The following is an 18542-nucleotide window of genomic DNA, read 5'->3' as shown; positions in this document are numbered from 1 at the left end:
GCGGCACACCCACCAGAGAACTATCCCTGGGTGTCCGCGTCCGTTGTGGTCGAGCGGGACCCGCCGACTGCTCCCCCAGCCGGTACGCGTCTGGTGGTCGCGGTCGGCTCGAACGCGGCGCCGAGCGTGTTGCGCCGCAAGCTCGGTCACCTCGACCCCGCCGGCGTCCTGCATCTGACGCCGGTGCGGGTCGCCAACATCACAGTCGGCCATTCCGCACACGTCGCGGCACGTGGATACGTGCCCGCGGCACCCGTTCACACAGGTCACGGCTCGTTGGAGGCGGTGGCCGCCTGGCTCTCACCCCGGCAGACCGAGGCGCTGGATCTCACCGAACCCAACTACGATCGACGGACAGTGAACACGCACGACCATCCCCTCATTCTCGGTGAACCTCGGCTGCCCGCCGACGGTCCCGCCTCTCCGGACGAGTTCGACATCTACGTGTCGCGTCACGGAGTCCTGGCCGACCCCTCGGCCGGGACGCCATTGCCGTTCGGCAGCCAGGCGGGTGTCTTCGGGTGGCTGGCGCGACATCTCGGCGACCCCGATCTACACGGCTCGGCGGCCGAGGTCTGCGCTCGCCTGGCGATCGCGGATCACGCGACCCGGGTCACTGGACTGATCAGAGCTGCCGGACTGTCACGGTCGGCGTGGCCCGTCAATGCGCGAGGAGTTGTGGCGTGACCGCACTGTCCCCCGACACCGACCCTCGGATCAGCGAGGAACAGGAACATCTCGACCGCGTCTACGGCCGTCTCGACCGGATGCGCCGGACCACGCAGCGTCGCCTGTCCTCGACCCTCAGCGAGCGCGGCGAAACCCCGCAGGCGCTCTCGGAGCGCGAGTCCTACGAGCGGATGTACAACGAGGACCTCGCGAAATTCGATGCCGCCGAACACAATCTGTACTTCGGGCGCCTCGACCTCGACGACGGCGAGATCCGGCGGATCGGCCGTATCGGTGTGCTCGACGACGGCCTGGGCGACGACGGTACTCACGACCACACCGCGACCGACGCGACGCTGCTGCTCGACTGGCGCGCACCACTCGCACGTCCCTTCTACCTGGCCACGCCGGCTGCCCCCGAGGATGTCGCCCGCCGTCGCCACATCCGCACCCGCAGCCGCAAGGTCCGCGGGGTCAGCGACGAATCGCTGACCGCAGGCGACGCCCTGCTCGACGACTTCGGTCACGGCGACGTCGTCAACGAATCCGCTCTCGTCGCCGCCCTCAACGCGGCGCGTACCGGCGAGATGACCGACATCGTCGAGACCATCCAGCGGGAGCAGGACCTCATCATCCGGTCGACGCACCGAGGCGTGACGGTCATCCAGGGCGGGCCGGGAACCGGCAAGACGGCCGTGGCGCTGCACCGCGCCGCGTACCTGCTCTACACGCATCGTGAGATCCTCTCGCGCAGCGGCATTCTCATCATCGGACCGAACGACGACTTCCTCAGCTACATCGGTCAGGTCTTGCCGTCCCTCGGCGAGTCCGGTGTCCTGCTCTCGACGATCGGCGACCTGTTCCCCGGTGTCCGGGCCCGTAGCGAGGACGCGCGGGTCACCACCGGCGTCAAGGGCGGCCTCCGGATGGTCGACGTCCTCAAACGTGCGGTGCGGGCCAAGCAGTCGTTGCCGTCCCGGCCGGAGCCGGTGGATTTCGACAGCTACCGGGTCGAGATCGACTCCGAACTGGTCAAGGCAGCACGGGCCAAGGCCCGTTCGACACGTCGCGCGCACAACCAGTCCCAGAACGCCTTCCTCAAGGCCGGTCTCGCCGAGCTCGCCCGACGTCATGCCTCGACCATCGGTTCCAGCCTGCTCGACGGTTCGCAGCTCCTGAGCCCCGCCGACATCGCCGACATCCGCGACGAGATGAGCCACGATCCCGACATCCGTGCGGCGCTGCTGAAGTTCTGGCCCACGCTGACGCCGCAGGACATGCTGCGCGAGTTGCTCACCGACGAACGGGCGATCCGTAAGACCACACCCGGTTGGTCCGACGCCGACCGTGCGGCGCTGCTGCGGGAACCGCGCACCTACTCGACCACCGGGGACGACTTCTCCCCCGCCGACGTGCCGCTCCTCGACGAGCTGGCCGAACTCATCGGCTACGGCACCGACGACGCCGAACGTGCCGAACGCGCACGCTGGCGTCGCCAGCTCGCCGAGGCGCAGGATGCGCTCGACATCTTGACGGGTTCGGCCCCACAGGATCTCGAGGACGAGCTCGATCCCGAGATCCTGATGGCCTACGACCTGATCGACGCCGAACAGCTGGCGTCGCGTCAGACCGAGACCCGCCGCGCCACCACCGCCGAACGCGCCTACGGCGACCGCACCTGGACCTTCGGGCACGTGATCGTCGACGAGGCCCAGGAACTCTCGCCGATGGCGTGGCGAATGGTGATGCGCCGCATCCCGAACCGGTGGATGACCATCATCGGCGACACCGCGCAGACCTCAGACGAGGCGGGCACCCGGTCGTGGGGTGAGGTGCTCGAGACGTACGTCGCCAAGCGCTGGCAGTTCAAGGAACTGTCGGTGAACTACCGCACGCCCAGCGAGATCATGACGTACGCCGCTCGTGTTCTCGACGAGATCGGCAACGGGGAGACCGCGCCGACGTCGTTGCGCAGCAACGGTATCGAACCGGTGGCGATCGCGGTGGGCGACACCGGTGACGCGGAGGGCATCTCGGCCGGCGTCCTCCGCGCCGTCGACCTCGCCGAACCCCAGGGACTCACGGCCGTCGTGGTCCCGGACACGCTGGTCGATGCGGTGAACGCCGCTCTGGACCCGGACGCATTCGACGCGAAGGGCGTCGATGCCCCGAAGGTCTACACGGTCCGCACCTGCAAGGGTCTGGAGTTCGACACCACGATCGTGGTCGAACCGGCCGCGATCATCGCCCAGTCACCGCGCGGTCTCAGCGACCTGTACGTCGCGTTGACCCGTGCCACCCAGCGACTCGTCATCGTGCACGACGAGGCGCTGCCTGCGGTGCTCGCGGACCTTCCGGCCGTCACCGACGCCGCGACTCCAAGTCGCTGAGCGCCGCGTCGATCCGCGGCCCGAACTCCGACAGCGCATCGCTGCCGACGATGCCGAGATGGTCGGTGTCGATGTCGATCCGGGTGATGCCACCGCCCAGGTAGGGCGCCCAGCGGCGCGGGCCCGCATCCGCCGATTCCTCGGTGACGCTGTCGGCGGCGACGATGAGCATGGTGTCGCCGTCGTACGGCCGCGGCCGGTGCGAGATGGTGCGTTCGGCAGAACTCGTCATACGCTTCAGCATCCGATCGAACGACTCCGCATCGAGCAACCCGAGTCCGGTGACCTTGTCCCGGACCGCGGCGGCGATCGCTTCCGGCGCAACCGATCCCGGATCGTCGGGGTCGACGAGCTCATCGACGCCGACGACCTCACGCCAGCCGCCCAGCAACTCCGAGGCCAACTCCCGGGCGTCGATGTCCATCGACATCTCCCCCTCGTCCGTCCAACTCGTCGCCGGCTCGACGTCGTCGGCCGGATAACTGTCGAGCAGACCCAGGAATCCGACGTCCTCGCCGCGCAACCGCAGTTCGACGGCCATCTCCTGTGCGATCAGGCCACCGATCGACCACCCCAGCAGGTGGTACGGCCCCGCGGGCGCGATGCGTCGGATCTCGTCGACGTAGCGCACGGCGAGATCGTGCACCGTGGCGTCGGGGAGATCGCCGGCCACCACGTACGGGTCCTGGATTCCGTACACCGGCCGGTCGTCGAGATGGGGTGCGAGACCAGCGAACAACCACGCCAACCCGTCGGCGGGATGCACACAGAACACCGGGTTCCGTGAGCCCTCCCGGCGCAGCGGTACGACGACGCCGCCGTTCGTCGGATCGGACGTATCCGCTCCGGCGGCTTCCGATTGGAGGTGTGCAGCCAGCCGCGCACCGAGGTCGCGAGGCGTCGGTCCGGCGAACACCCAGGCGACCTCGACCGAAATACCCGTGCGGCGGCGTAGTTCGGCGACGAGACGGACCGCGGACAGCGACGTCCCGCCGACGTCGAAGAATCCCTGCACTGCGCTCGTGACCGCGACGCCGGTGACCTCGGTCATGCACTCGGCGACGAGCACCTCCCACTTCCCGGCCGGCGCCACCGGCTGATCCGCGACGTGTGCGTCGTGAGCGGTTTCGCCGATCATCGTCGACATCCGCGCATGGTCGGGTCGTCCGTCGTCCCCGACCGGGACCTCGTCGACGATGGTCAGAACCGACGGAACACAATGCGGTGCAATCACTTCGACGGCGGCGCGGCGAAGGTCGTCTGTGGTGATCCCCTCGGAGTCGACGCTCACCCACCCGTGGATCTCGACATCGTCGCCGTTCTGGACAGCGACGACGCCACTCGCTCGCACACCACCGAGTTCGGCGAGTGTCGTCTCGACCAAGTCGAGATCGACGCGCAACCCGCCGACCCGGACCTGACGATCGAGGCGGCCGAGGACCTCGATCCGCGGCTCCCCATCACCATCCAGCCACCGTGCGAGCACGCCGGTCGAGGGATCGTCGGTGCGCAGTTCACCGGGGATTCGAGGCGGCAACGCCCGCCCGGCGGTGTCGACGACGGCCGCGCCCGGTGCGTCCACAGCACCGAGTCGGCGGCGATCGTTCTCGGTCACCAGCTCGATCTCACCCAGCACTGTGGTGGTCGGTTCGTCCGCGGTGATCGCATCGATGATCCGGTGGAAGACATCGCGGAACACGGAAACCGTCTGCGGTTCGAAGAGTGCCGCCGCATAGTCGATCTCACCGGTGATGACGATCCCGTCGGGGGTGGTCGTCTCCACGAGCCCGAGGGTGAGGTCGACCTTGGCCGGCGGAGGCCCGTGGTCCACCGGCTGTACCCGCAGTCCGTTCGCGATCTCCGACGGTGCCGGCGGCTGGTCGACCTGCCCTGCAGAGGCGTCGGCCAGGTAGTTGATCATGACCTGCACGAGCGGGGCGTGCGCGGTGGACCGGACGGGCGCGAGGCGTTCGACGAGCGTCTCGAACGGGATGTCCGCGTGGGCGAATGCGGATGCGTCGGTCTCGCGTACCAGTTCGAGCAGATCGGCGACGGTGTCGTCGGCACCGATCTTCGTGCGCAGGACGACGGTGTTGATGAACATGCCGATCATGCGCGCTGTCGCGGCCTGCCCACGGCCCGACACGGCAGCACCGACACTCACGTCGTCGACGTCGGCGAGTCTGGCCAGCGCGGCGGCGAATGCGGCGTGGCACACCATGAACGGCGTCAGCCCGGACGCCCGTGCGGTGCGGGCGACCGCGACACTGCGTTCGGGTCCGAGTTCGATCGGCAGTCGTCCGCCCCGGTGGTCGATCACGGGTGGTCGCGGCCGGTCCGTCGGAAGGTCGAGTGCCGCGGGGACGCCGTCGAGCACCGTCGACCAGTAGTCGTACTGGGCAGCCATCAGCGAGGTCGGGTCGTCGAGGTCGCCGAGTGTCTCGCGCTGCCAGAGCGTGTGGTCGGCGTAACCCACCGGGAGGGGCTCCGGTGCGGGAAGATCCGTTTCCGCCCTTCGCATCTGGTAGGCAACCAGCAGTTCTTCGGTAAGGATCTGCAGGGAGGCGGCATCACCGGCGATGTGGTGGATCACCACGACGACGCGGTAACCGCCGTCGATGGGTGACATCGCCGCGCGCACCGAGAGGTCGACGGTGACGTCGAATCCCTCGGCGCAGACGGCCATCACGGCATCGGGGTCGGTCGTCTCGTCCCACCGCAGACGGGTCGCGGCATCGGATGGGTCGAGGACGAGCTGTACCGGTGTCCCGTCGGCCGTCATCGGATAGACGCTGCGCAGCGGTTCGTGTCGGGCGATGGCGTCGAGCAAGGCCGCCCGCATCGCGGCGGGATCCGGGTCGCCGAGGACATCGAAGGCGACGGGCATGTTGTACACCGGCGACGCCACGTCGAACTGGTTGATGAACCAGATCCGTTGCTGCGCAAACGACAGCGGAATCCGCTCCGGGCGTCGGCGGCGATTCAACGGCTGCGCGGACAGCCTCCGCTGGGTCAGCGTGCGGGCGAGTTCTCGTACGGTCGGCGCACTGAAGACGTCGCGGATGTCGATGTCCACCCCGAGCCGTTCGGCGACTCCGGCGACGACACGCATCGCGGCCAGCGAGTGCCCGCCGAGGTCGAAGAACGGCACCGTCACCGATACCTCGTCGAGCGCCAGGACGTCGGCGAAGACAGCTGCCAGGGCCCGCTCGATCCCATCGGCGGGCGGGACGAACTCGTCCGACACCGCGGTCGGCGCGGGCAGGGCACGACGATCGAGCTTGCCGGTGGAGGTCAGCGGGACCTCGTCGAGAATCACCCACTGCGTCGGTCGCATGTACTGCGGCAGTGTCTCGGCCACGCGCGCCCGTACTGCATCAAGGTCGACGTCGCCGGCGAGGTAACCGACGAGGACCTCGCCCGACGGTTCGCTGCGCACGGTCGCCGCGGCGTGGGTGATGCCGTCGACCTGCGCGAGGATCGACTCGATCTCCGCCAACTCGATGCGCTGGCCGCGGAGTTTCACCTGGAAGTCCGCGCGGCCGAGGTACTCGAGCTCGCCCGCCGCATTCCATCGGACCAGGTCACCGGTCCGGTACAGCCGGGCACCCCGGCGGCCGGTGGGGTCGGCGACGAATCGTTCGGCGGTGAGATCCGGGCGGGAGGCGTACCCGCGGGCCAGCTGCCCGCCGCCGACATACAGTTCGCCGACCACCCCGATCGGTGCGGGTTGCAGCCGGTCGTCGAGGACCCAGGTCGTGGTGTTCGCGATCGGCCGTCCGATCGGCACCGTCACCTCGTCGGTGCCGAGGCGGTACGCGGTGACCTCGACCGCGGCCTCCGTGGGCCCGTACAGGTTGTCGATGTCCGCATCCGGGACGAGCGCACCCATCGCATGCGCGGTGGCGGCGGGCAGCGCCTCGCCAGAGGCGTGGACGCGCCGCAACGTCGCCAGGGCCGCGCGCCGCTCGGGGTCGTCGCCGACGTACTCGGCGAACGCCGCCATCATCGACGGCACGAAGTGGATCGACGTGATCCGCTGACGCCGGACCTCGTCGAGGACATAGGCGGGATCGATGTGCCGGCCGTCCTCGGCGATCACCAGTCGGGCGCCGGCCATCAGCGGGGCGAACAACTCCGGCACCGACACGTCGAAGGTGGCCGGGGTCTTCAGCATCACCACGTCGTCGGCACCGAGCGGTTCCCGGACGTGCATCCACGCGAGCCGGTTGAGGACTGCCCGGTGACTGACCGTGACTCCCTTGGGAGTTCCCGTCGAGCCCGACGTGAACAACGTGTACAGAGCGTTGTCCGGGTTCACCGCCCGACGGAATGCAGTGCGCGACACGGCAGCGACGTGACCGTCGGCGATCGGGGTGGCCGCGTCCACCACCAGCAGGTCCGACGCGACGCCGACGAGGACCTCGGGCCGGGGGTCGGCGGTCAGGATCACCGAGATCGATGCCGCCTCGATCATCGCCGCGAGTCGTTCCACCGGTGTTGCCGGGTCGATGACCACGTAGCCACCACCGGCGGCGACCACGGCATGGATCGCCAGGACGAGCTCGACGGAACGCGGGATGCACACGCCCACCGCGACATCCGGCCCCACGCCGTGGTCGGCCAGCCGCTGGGCCAAGTCGGACACCCGGGTGGTGAACTCCGCGTACGTCAGCGTTCGGTCCCCCGCCACCAGCGCCACCGCGTCGGGTTCGCGTCGCGCCGCGGCGTCGACCGCTTCGGAGACCGTCGACCAGGGCACGGACAGGTCCGGGCCGGAGACCAGTTCGTCGATCCGCGCGCGCTCGGCATCGTCGGCCAGATCGATCTCACCGACCGGTTGACCGTCGATCTCCGGGTCGGCGAGCGCGTCGAGCACCCGGATCAGCCGCGTGATCATCACCTCGATCGTCGACGCGTCGAACAGGTCGGTGGCGTAGACGATCTCGACCGGCCACGACCCGCCCGGGTCGACGCTGACGGCCACGGTCATGTCCAGCCGGGTGGTGCCGGTGGAGACCGCGATGGGTTCGAGGCGGAGTTCGCCCGGTTCGTCGGCACCGCCGGCCGTCTCGGCAGTGCCGGAACCGTGCAGCACCGACAACATCACCTGACTCAACGGGGCGAAGGCCTCGGATCGCGCCGGGGACAGCCGGTCCACGAGGTAGTCGAACGGGACATCCGCGCGGGCGAGCGCGTTGACGTCGTCGATGCGGACGCGGTCGAGGAAATCCCGGACGTCGATGGCCGGGTCGACCTCGCTCCGCAGGACCAGAGTGTTGACGAACATGCCGACCAGGTCGTCGAGATGAGCGTGGCCACGCCCGGCGACCGGCGTGCTGATCGCGATGTCGCGGCTCGCCGACAGTCGGGCCAGGAGGATTGCGAGGGCCGCATGAATGGTCATGAAGTCGGTGATCCCGCGTTGCCGGGACGAGGCTGAGATCCGTGCGGCCAGGCCGGTCGGGATCTCCGCGGTGACGCGTCCGCCACGCTGCGAGGCGACCGGTGGCCGCGGGCGATCCGTCGGCAGCGGGAGGAGATCGGGCAAGCCCGACAGCCGGTTGACCCAGTACCCGACCTGCTTGCCGAGGACCGAGTCCGGGGCTCCGACGTCGCCGAGCGTCTGCCGTTGCCACAGTGCGTGATCGGCGAACTGGACGGGGAGCTCGGTGAACGCCGGTGGCCGTCCCTCGGCACGCGCGAGGTACGCCGTCCACAGGTCGGACAGCAGCGGTCGCATCGACTCGCCGTCGGCCGCGATGTGGTGGACGAGGACGACGAGGAGGTGATCGTCACCGGTTGTGCCGTCGCCTCCTACTGCCAGTAGTCGCACGCGCAGCGGGATCTCGGTGGTGATGTCGAAACCGGGCTCACCGAGGAGCAGGGGCAGATCGTCGGCGGTGAGTGAATCGGCGGTCAGCGTGTCGGTTTCCCACCGCAGTGCCGCACGGGCATCGTCGACGTCCAGGATCCGTTGGAAGGGTTCACCCGCGTCGGCCGGGAAGACGGTGCGCAGGATCTCTTGCCGCGCGAGCACATCGACGACGGAGTCGCGCAGCGCCGACCCATCGAGCGGACCGCGTAGCCGGACGGCCAACGGGATGGTGTAGGCGGCCGACTCCGGCTCGAAGCGGTTGAGGAACCAGATGCGTTGCTGCGCATACGACAACGGAATACGGTGCGGGCGCTCGACGACCCGGACCAGTGGCGCCCGGGGAGGCTCCGAGTCGTAGGCGGTCTCGATCCGGCGGGCGAGCCGACGCACGGTGGTCGACTCGAAGATGTCGCGGACACCCAGGCGGACGCCGAACTGGTCCCCGGCACGCGCGCTCAGTCGGGTCGCCGACAGTGAGTTCCCGCCGATGGCGAAGAAATCCGCGGTGGCCGAGACTTTCTCGAGGTCGAGGATGTCTGCGACGATCGCGGCGAGGATTCGTTCTGTGTGACCCGACGGCGGTGCGTGGGTGCCGGCCGCGTCGTCGGCGGTGTCGATCTCCGGCAGCTGCCGCCGGTCGATCTTGCCGACCGGGTTGCGCGGGAGTTGTTCGAGGACACAGAGACTCGCGGGAACCATGTACGGCGGCAGCTGTGCGGCGAGATGTTCACGGAGGTCCGCGATGTCGAGGTCGGCACTCGGGTCGAGGGGTTCGACGTACCCCGCCAGCCCGGTGGCGGGGTCGCCCACACCGATGACGACCGCGTTGCGGACGGCCGGATGTGCGGTCAGCGCCGCCTCGATCTCGCCGAGTTCCAGGCGCTGGCCGCGCAGCTTCACCTGGAAGTCGCTGCGCCCCACATAGGTGAGTTCGCCGGTGCGCGAACGGCGGACGAGGTCGCCGGTGCGGTACATGCGGCTGCCCGGTGGTCCGAACGGAGCCGACACGAAACGCTCGGCGGTGAGGGCCGGACGGTCGTGGTAACCCCGGGCGAGCTCGCCGCCGGCGAGATACAGCTCGCCGACGACGCCGGGCGGCACCGGATGGAGTCGGCCGTCGAGGACGTGCGCGGAGGCGCCGGGAACGGGACGTCCCAACCGGACCGGCTCGTCGATGCCGATCGCCGGCGAGGTGACGCTGATGATCGTCGTCTCGGTGGGTCCGTAGCCGTTGTGGAAGGCGGTATGCGCAGCCCAACGGTCCTTCTCGGCGTCGGGGACGGCTTCGCCGCCGACGAGCACGTCGGTGAACGGCAACGACGCAGGGTTCGGTAGTGAGGCGGCCACCGAGGTGACCAGGAAAGCGTGCGTGGTGCGATGCGTCGTGAGGAAGTCCGCCAGTTCACGTCCGCCGTAGATCTCCGGCGGGACGACGACGAGGGTGGCCGCGCTTCCGTAGGCGCCGAGGATCTCGAGGATCGCGGCGTCGAAGGCGGGAGAGCTGATGCCCAGCCATCGGGCCTGCGGTCCCGATCCGTGGCGCTCGCGCAGCGCCGTGACCACTCCCGCCAGGCCGCGGTGGGTCACGAGGACGCCCTTGGGCACGCCGGTCGAACCGGAGGTGAAGATCATGTACGCGCCGTCGTCGGGGTGCACGGGGCGTCGAATCCCGGGGGTGGGCCGACGATCTCGGGACCGGAGTTCGGCGGCCCGGTCCGGATCGAGCCGCAGCCAGCACAGTTCCTCGCCGGCCGTCTGGACCGAGCCGTCGGTGAGCCCCACTCTCGCGCGCGCGGCACCCACCACGCGGGCGATGCGATCCGCTGGATGGCGGGGATCGATGGGGCAGTACACCGCGCCGGTCTTGGCGACCGCCCACAAGGCGAGCTGTGCCCGTGCCGACCGTCCGAACGAGCAGACCACGACATCGTCCGGGCCGACGCCCTGCTCGACCAGTTCGGCGGCGAGATGGGAACTGGCGTTGTCCAGCTCCTCGTACGTCCAGGTGCCGAGGTCGTCGACGACGGCAGGATGGCCGCCGCGCGACCGGACGGCGGCGGCGAACAGATCGGGAAGGACCACGACGGCCGGGTCCGGCTCACCGGAGACCAGCGGCGCCATGTCCTCGTCGCCGGCGAGCAGCTCGAGATCTCCGACCGGCGTGGTCGTGTCGGCGACCGCCCCGACGAGGAGGCCGACGAATCGGTCGGCCAGGCGCCGGGCGTCGGCATCGTCGTAGAGGTCGGTGGCGTAGGTGAGGGTGCCTCGCCACGGAGCACCCGCCGCCCCGTCGGTGCGGACCGCCATCGTGAGGTCGAACTTGGCGGAGTCGTCCACCACCGACACCGGACCGATGTCGAGACCGGCCAGCTCTGTCGACAGGTCCGCGGGCAGTGTTGTGGCCTCGGAGGTCGTCAGCAGGACCTGGACGAGCGGTGCGTACGACGCGGCCCGGGTGACCCCGAGCGTGTCGATCACCTCATCGAAGGGAACGTCGGCGTGCGCGAGGGCGTCGAGGTCGCGGTCGCGGATCTCGGCGAGGAGGTCGGCGAAACCGTCTTCGGCCGCGACCCGGCTGCGCAGGACGACGGTGTTGACGAACATACCGATCAGGTCGTCGGTCTCGCCGTCCCGTCCGGCGGTGGCGGTGCCGATGACGACGTCTTCGCTACCCGAGAGACGGCTCAGAAGCGCCGCGAGAGCGGCGTGCAGCACCATGAACGTGGTGGTCCCGGTGGCCCGGGCGAGGTCGGCGGCAGCCAGCGCGGCCCGACCGGGAATCGTGAAGTCGACCGTGGCACCGCGTGTCTCGCGGTTCGCCGGTCGCGGGTGGGTGGTCGGGAGATCGAGAAGCGCGGGCGCACCGGCGAGGCGGTCCGCCCACCACTGCCGTCGGGTGACCGCGGTGGCGTCGCTGTCACGGAGTTCCAGGACGTGGTCGGCGTACTGGCGGTGCAACGGCGTCCAGTCCGGTGTCCCGCCGTCTCGTCGTGCGAGGTAGGCGGTGAGCAGGTCGCGGGCCAGAACCGGTCCCGACGCACCGTCCGCGGCGATGTGGTGAACCGCGATGACGAGCAGCGCACCGTCGGCCGGGTCGGCGTGCAAGCGTGCCCGCAGCGGCCGGTCCCGGGTGAGGTCGTACGGTATCGAGGGAACTGCCATCGCCTCGGCGTCGGAATCGACCACCTGCCAGTCGAATCCGGCATCATCGGCGACGGCCTGGTGCGGTCTGCCGTCCGGGCCGAGCGGATAGGTGGTCCGGAGGATCTCGTGCCGCGCGATCACGTCGCCGATCGCGCGCCGCACGTCCTCGACGTCGAACTGTCCGCGAATACGGAATCCGAACGGGATGACGTACGACGCGACGTCGGGTTCGAACTGGTTGAGGAACCACATGCGTCGTTGCGCACTCGAGAGCGGCAGGACGTCGGGGCGTGACGACGATCCGGCGGACCTCTCGCCCACCTCGACGCCGGGGGCCGCGGCGTCGACGCCGGATCGCCCGACGAGTGCGGCGAGACCGCGCACGGTCGGTTCGTCGAAGACGTCGCGCACGGTCACCGGCACGCCGAGTGTCCGCCCCAACTGCGACGCGAGACGCGTTGCTGCCAGCGAGTTCCCGCCGGCGTCGAAAAAGCTCGTGCCGGCCGAGATCTCGTCGATGCCGAGCACGTCGGCGAAGATGTCGGCGACGGCGGTCTCGACGGGTGTCGACGGGGCGACATACTCGTCGGCAGCGTACGCCGGATGTGGGAGCGCCTTGCGATCGATCTTGCCCGCGGTGTTCGACGGCATCTCGTCGAGGATCACCCAGGAGGTGGGACGCATGTAGCCGGGCAGCTTCTCGGCCACGGTCCGGACGGCGTCGAGGTCGACATCCGATCCGGTCAGGTGGGCCACCAGCTGCTCTCCGGCGGGCAGTTCCATCACGGACACCACGACCTGGGTAACGCCGGGTGCGGTGTGCAGGACCGACTCGATCTCCCCCAACTCGATCCGCTGCCCACGCAACTTCACCTGAAAATCACTACGCCCCAAATACTCCAACTCACCAACACCAGACCACCGCACCCGATCACCCGTCCGATACAACCGCAACCCAGACCCACCAAACGGATCCGCCACAAACCGCTCCGCAGTCAACCCCGACCGCGACGCATACCCCCGAGCCACCTGCACCCCACCCAGATACAACTCACCAACCACACCCACCGGCACCGGCCGCAACCGCGAATCCAACACCCACACCGACACATTCGGCACCGCACGACCAATCGGCACCACCACCTCACCACCCGAGACCACATACGACGTCACATCCACCGCCGCCTCAGTCGGCCCATACAAATTCACCACCCGCACACCCGGCACCAACCCCCGCAACCCCTCCACACCAGCAACACCCAACGCCTCACCCGAACAAAACACCTGCCGCAACGACCCCAACCCAGCCGACGCCGAATCCCCCCGCCCCACCAAATCCCGCCCCGAACCCTGCAAAGCATCAACAAACACCGACAACATCGACGGCACAAAATGACACACCGACACACCAAACCGCTCCACCACCGACGCCACATACCACGGATCCCGATGCCCACCCGGCTCCGCCACCACCACCGAAGCACCAACCATCAACGGCCAGAACAACTCCCACACCGACACATCAAACGACACCGGCGTCTTCCACAACACCACATCATCACCAGTCACCCCGAACAACGACTGCATCCACCCCAACCGATTCACCACCGCCCCATGCGACACCGTCACACCCTTCGGCCGACCCGTCGACCCAGACGTGAACAACGTGTACACACCCACCAACGGCGACAACACCCCCACCTCATCCACCACCGCACCCAACTCCACACCACCATCAACACCCGAAACACCCGACCCCACACCACAATCCACCACCAACCGCTCCACACCAGAAGGCACCACCACCTCCTCAGACCCCCGCGTCAACACCACACCCACACCCGCCGTCGACAACATGTAACCCACCCGCTCCACCGGCGCATCCACCTCCACCGGCACATACCGCCCACCCACAACCACCACCGCATGCACCGCCACCAACAACTCCAACGACCGCGACATCACCACCCCAACAGCAGAATCCACCCCCACACCCACACCCAACAACCGCCGCGCAACCCCCGCCACCAAACCACCGAACTCCCCATACGACACCACCCGATCCCCACACCACACCGCCACCTGCGACCCCGACAACCCCACCCGCTCAGCCACCACCGAACCCACCGAACGACCACCCCACCCCAACTCCACCACCGCACCCCGCGACCACGTCTCGACCGTGCCGCGCATCTCCGCGGGCATCGGGTCGAGCGCCGCAACGGGCGTGTCGGGGTCGTCGGCGAGCAACTGCAGGAGATCGACCAGCGATGCCGCGATCACCTCGGCGACCTCGGCGTCGACGGCGGTCAGATTGGCCTTCACAGTGAGCGACAGCTCGTCGGCGTCCGGGGCGGCGATGAGCGCCAGCGGATAGTGGGTCGCGTCCGAGGTGGTCACGTCGCGGATCTCGAGCCCTGACGTGCGCGATCCCTCCAGCACGGTTCCCGTGTCGACTGGATAGGACTCGTAGACGACCAGGGTGTCGAAGAGCGCGGGATGCCCGGAGGCGCGGGTGATCTCGCCCAGACCGAGGAACTGGTGGTCGACGAGCCCGGTACGGGAAGCGTGGAGCGTCGTCACCAGATCGGCGACCGTCCGGTTCGGGTCGACGTCCGCGACGACGGGCACCGTGTTGATGAAGAGACCGATCATGGCGTCGGCCCCGTCGAGGTCGGCCGGCCGACCCGACACCGTCTCGCCGAAGACGACGCGTTGTTCTCCGGTCAGTCGCGACAGCAGGATCGACCAGGCCGCGTGGAGTGCGGTGCTCGTGGTGCTGCCGAGTTGCCGGACCCGTTCCTCCAGCCGGGCACGGCCGGCGGCGTCCAGGCGCGCGGCGATCTCGTACGGACGGCGCTCCTCCTGGCGGGCGCGGGCAGCGTGGTGGGGCGCGACCACGGTGGGCGTGACGTCGGCGAGAGTGTTCTGCCACGCAGTGAGGGCAGCGGCACGATCTCGGCGATCCAGCCACTCGAGGTAGGACTCCATGTCGGTGGCCGGGGTGACCGCGGGACGGCCGAGATGTGCGGCGAGGAGATCGGCGACGAGGATCGGCCCGGACCACCCGTCGAGGATGATGTGGTGCGCGGTGATCACGACGGTGTGTGCGGGACCGGCGATGCTGTGGTGCGCGACGGCGGTGAACCTGATCAGCGGCGGCGAATCGAGGTGGAACGGCCTGGTGCGATCCTCTTCGGCGAGTTCGGCGATGCGATCCGCCGCATCCGCGAGCTCTGCTGCCGTGAGGTCGATGCCGCGGAAGTCGGGGTCCGTCACCACCGCGTGATCCGCCGGCGGGATCACGACGACGGGTCGGCCCGACCCGGTCCGGGTGAACGCGGACCGCAGGACCCGTTGGCGCGCCAGCAGTTCGCGGACCGCCGGAAGCAACGCGGTCGGCGCGTGCTCACCGGCGAACTCGATGATCGATTGTGTGACATAGGGGTCGGTCGGATGCCCGGCGCCGTCGAACCCAGGGCCGTCGAACTCAGGGGTACCGGCGAGTCGTTCGGCCTCGTAGATCAACCCCTGTTGCAGCGGGGTCGGCGGCCAGATCGCCGGCGCGGTGTGGGAACGACCCGCCGAGTACCTCTCGACCAGATCGTCGATCTCGGTCTGCGAGACTCCCCCGCCGATGACGTCGGTCTCGCTGGGCCCCGGATCCCCCACCGATTCCACGTATGCGGTCAGCGAGGACAGTGCGGCATCCCATCGAGAGGCGATGTCGTCGAGGACGTCGCGACCGAGTACCGCTTCGGGCGCCGAGAGATCCAGTCGCAACGAGCGCCCGCGCGGGGACGGCACCGTCCCCATGGTTGCGGTGAGCGCGGCGAGAGCCGCCATGTCGCCGGTCACCGACGGCGGGAGCACCGGCGCGTCGCCGACCGGAAGGAACTCGGTGGCCGTCGTGTCGGCGTCGTCCTCCGAACCGGCCAGACTCCCCAGGTAATTGACGGTCACCGGCGGTAACGGGCGGTCACGGAGGGGCGACCCAGGCCGTGACCAGCGCAGCGGACCGAACGCGATGCCGTTGTCGGGCATGCGTTTCTGCCGGTCCTTGAGGGACTTGAGGATCGTCGCCAGGTCGCGTCCGGGTGAGGTCCCGGTCTCGGGGATCTCGACGCCGACCGGGACGAAGGAGGTGAACCAGCCGACGGTCTCGCTCAGGTCGGCGCCCGGGGCGACGGACTCCTCGCGCCCATGGTTCTCCAGGAGCACCGACACCGTGCGGGCGTCGTACCCGAGTCGACCGGCGGCCGTCCCGGTGGCGAGGGCGTAGGCGAGGGCCGCGGCGACCACGGTGTCGGCGCGGGCGCCGAACGCATCCGCGACCCGACCCAGCACGGACTCGGTGCGATCGGGTCCGACGACGTGGGTCGTGGAGACGGTGGTTCGCAACCGATCTCGGACGGGATCGAGCACCGAGTCGGACGACGGTGGCAGCTGTTCGGTCCACCAGTCGATCTCGTGCTCGCGGTCGGCGAGTTCGGACAACACCTGCGCCCACCGGCGGAAAGACGTCCCGTGGGCGGTGACCTGCGGCTGGTCGCCGCTGCGGTACTGCCACCAGGCGCGGGCCAGGCCGGACACGATGGTCGGCCACGACACCGCGTCGACGCCGAGGTGATGGATCGCGATCACCAACCGGCCGACCGTGTCCCGGCCGTCGGCGACCCGCACTCCCACGGCCGCGACGAGTCGTCCCCGTTCGGGTGAGAGGGCGCCGAGAGCACGTCGATGCGCCTCTCGCACCGCCTCACCGAGAGTGGCTGCCGCAGAACCGGTGGCCGGCCGCACCGGGTCGAGGATCTCGACCAGGACGTCGTGGGCGCTTCCGGCTCCGGCGATCACGACGGGATCGCCGTCCTCGCCGATCTGCAACGACGCGGTGAGCATCGGGTGCGCTGCCACCACCGCAGCGGTCACGGCGCGCAGGGCGTCTTCGTCGATGTCGGCCGGCAGGGTCAGCACCGTGCTCTGCGAGAAGTCGGCGATGTCGTCGAGCCCATCGGCGAGGTCGAGCATCCACGCCACGCCCGGCGTCGACGCGACCGGTCCGATGCCGCCGCCGGACAGCTCGTCGAGCACCGCGTCGGGTTCATGCCGGGACAGCTGCGCGAGGTCGCGGATCGTCGCGGCGCCGAACACGTCACGCGGGGTGAGACCGAAACCGGCGGCCCGCAGCATCGAGGTCAGGCGGATCGACGCGATCGAATCGCCGCCGAGAGCGAAGAACGAACTGGTCATCGGGACCTGTTCGACACCGAGGACGGCGGCGACGATCCCGGCGACGACGCGTTCGGTGTCCGTCACCGGCTCCGCATCGGACCCGGTGTGCACCAGCATGTCGAAAAGCGGCGCGGGAAGCGCCTTCCGGTCGAGCTTTCCGGCGCTACTGAGCGGCGCATCGGGCAGCGTGACCCACAGCGTGGGCCGCATGTAGGCGGGCAGCGAAGCCGCCACCGCCTCCCGCGCACGGCGGACGCTGTCGGCGCTCTCGGGTCCGATCACGTACCCGACGAGATGCTCCGCGCCGCCCGGGGACCGCGCCAGGGTCACCGCGGCCTGCCGTACCCCGGAGACGGTCGCGAGCACGGACTCGATCTCGCCCAACTCGATCCGCTGGCCGCGGAGCTTCACCTGGAAGTCGCTGCGGCCCAGGTACTCCAGCTCGCCGGAGCGGTTGCGGCGGACCAGGTCCCCGGTGCGGTAGAGCCTGTCCCCTCGCCCGAACGGGTCGGCGACGAAACGGTCCGCGGTCAGATCGGCGCGCCCGGCATACCCCCGGGCCAGCTGGACACCGCCGAGATACAGTTCGCCGGCGACGCCGGTCGGTACCGGCCGTAGACGGTCGTCGAGGACGAGGCTCTGCGTGTTCCAGATCGGCCGGCCCATCGGCACCACCTCGCGGTGATCGCCGAGGGTGGCGGCGGTGACCTCCACCGCGGCCTCGGTCGGACCGAAGAGATTGTGGACCCGCACCCGGGGCAGGACGGCGCGCACCGCGGCGAGGGTGGCCGGCGCCAGCGCCTCGCCCGAGCAGTAGAGGTGTCGCAGGCTCCGCGGCACCCCGCCCCCCGTGTGGTCGAGGACCTCGACGAAGACCGTCAGCAACGACGGGACGAAGTGCACGGTGGAGACCTGCTCGTCGTCTATCAGCCGGGCGATGGCGTGTGGGTCGAGGTGTGCATCGTCGGGTGCGATGACCATCCGGGCGCCGGTGATCGGCGGGGTGAAGAGCTCGGGCACCGACACGTCGAAGGTCGCCGGCGTCTTCAACAGGACCGCGTCGTCAGGGCCGATGCCGAATTCCTGGATGCCCCAAAGCAATCGGTTCATCACGGCCCGGTGGGTCACGGTCACGCCCTTGGGCCGGCCGGTGGACCCGGAGGTGAACAGGGTGTAGGCGGCGTGGTCGGCCAGGAGCGGCGCCCGCCGTTCGGCGTCGGTGACCGGGG

The 18542-nt window shown here is 69.5% G+C and carries 3 protein-coding genes (1 of these 3 only partly in view); 2 read left to right on the top strand and 1 reads right to left on the bottom strand.

The genetic code is table 11. The features are described 5' to 3' along the window. Positions 1 to 30 precede the first annotated feature (30 nt). Together PWF70_RS09720 and PWF70_RS09715 are read left to right on the top strand one after the other, a co-directional pair. Positions 31 to 687, top strand: a complete 657-nt coding sequence (locus PWF70_RS09720; protein WP_035752188.1) for a hypothetical protein — start codon at positions 31 to 33, stop codon at positions 685 to 687. Beyond that, a complete protein-coding gene (locus tag PWF70_RS09715; protein WP_035752186.1) occupies positions 684 to 3059 on the top strand; it encodes a HelD family protein in 2376 nt (791 codons plus the stop codon). Before PWF70_RS09720 ends, PWF70_RS09715 begins: the two co-directional genes overlap by 4 nt. Here PWF70_RS09715 and PWF70_RS09710 read toward each other — a convergent pair. After that, on the bottom strand, positions 3031 to 18542 hold the 3' portion of the coding sequence (locus tag PWF70_RS09710; RefSeq protein ID WP_286352943.1) for a non-ribosomal peptide synthase/polyketide synthase. 7318 nt of this gene lie beyond the right edge of the window; 15512 of the gene's 22830 nt are visible here — the last part of the coding sequence; its start codon lies beyond the right edge, outside the window; its stop codon occupies positions 3031 to 3033. The genes PWF70_RS09715 and PWF70_RS09710 overlap by 29 nt on opposite strands.

It is taken from the genome of Gordonia sp. Swx-4, assembly GCF_030316175.1.
Classification (GTDB): Bacteria; Actinomycetota; Actinomycetes; order Mycobacteriales; family Mycobacteriaceae; genus Gordonia; species Gordonia alkanivorans.
This window is presented reverse-complemented; position numbering and strand designations above follow the sequence as displayed.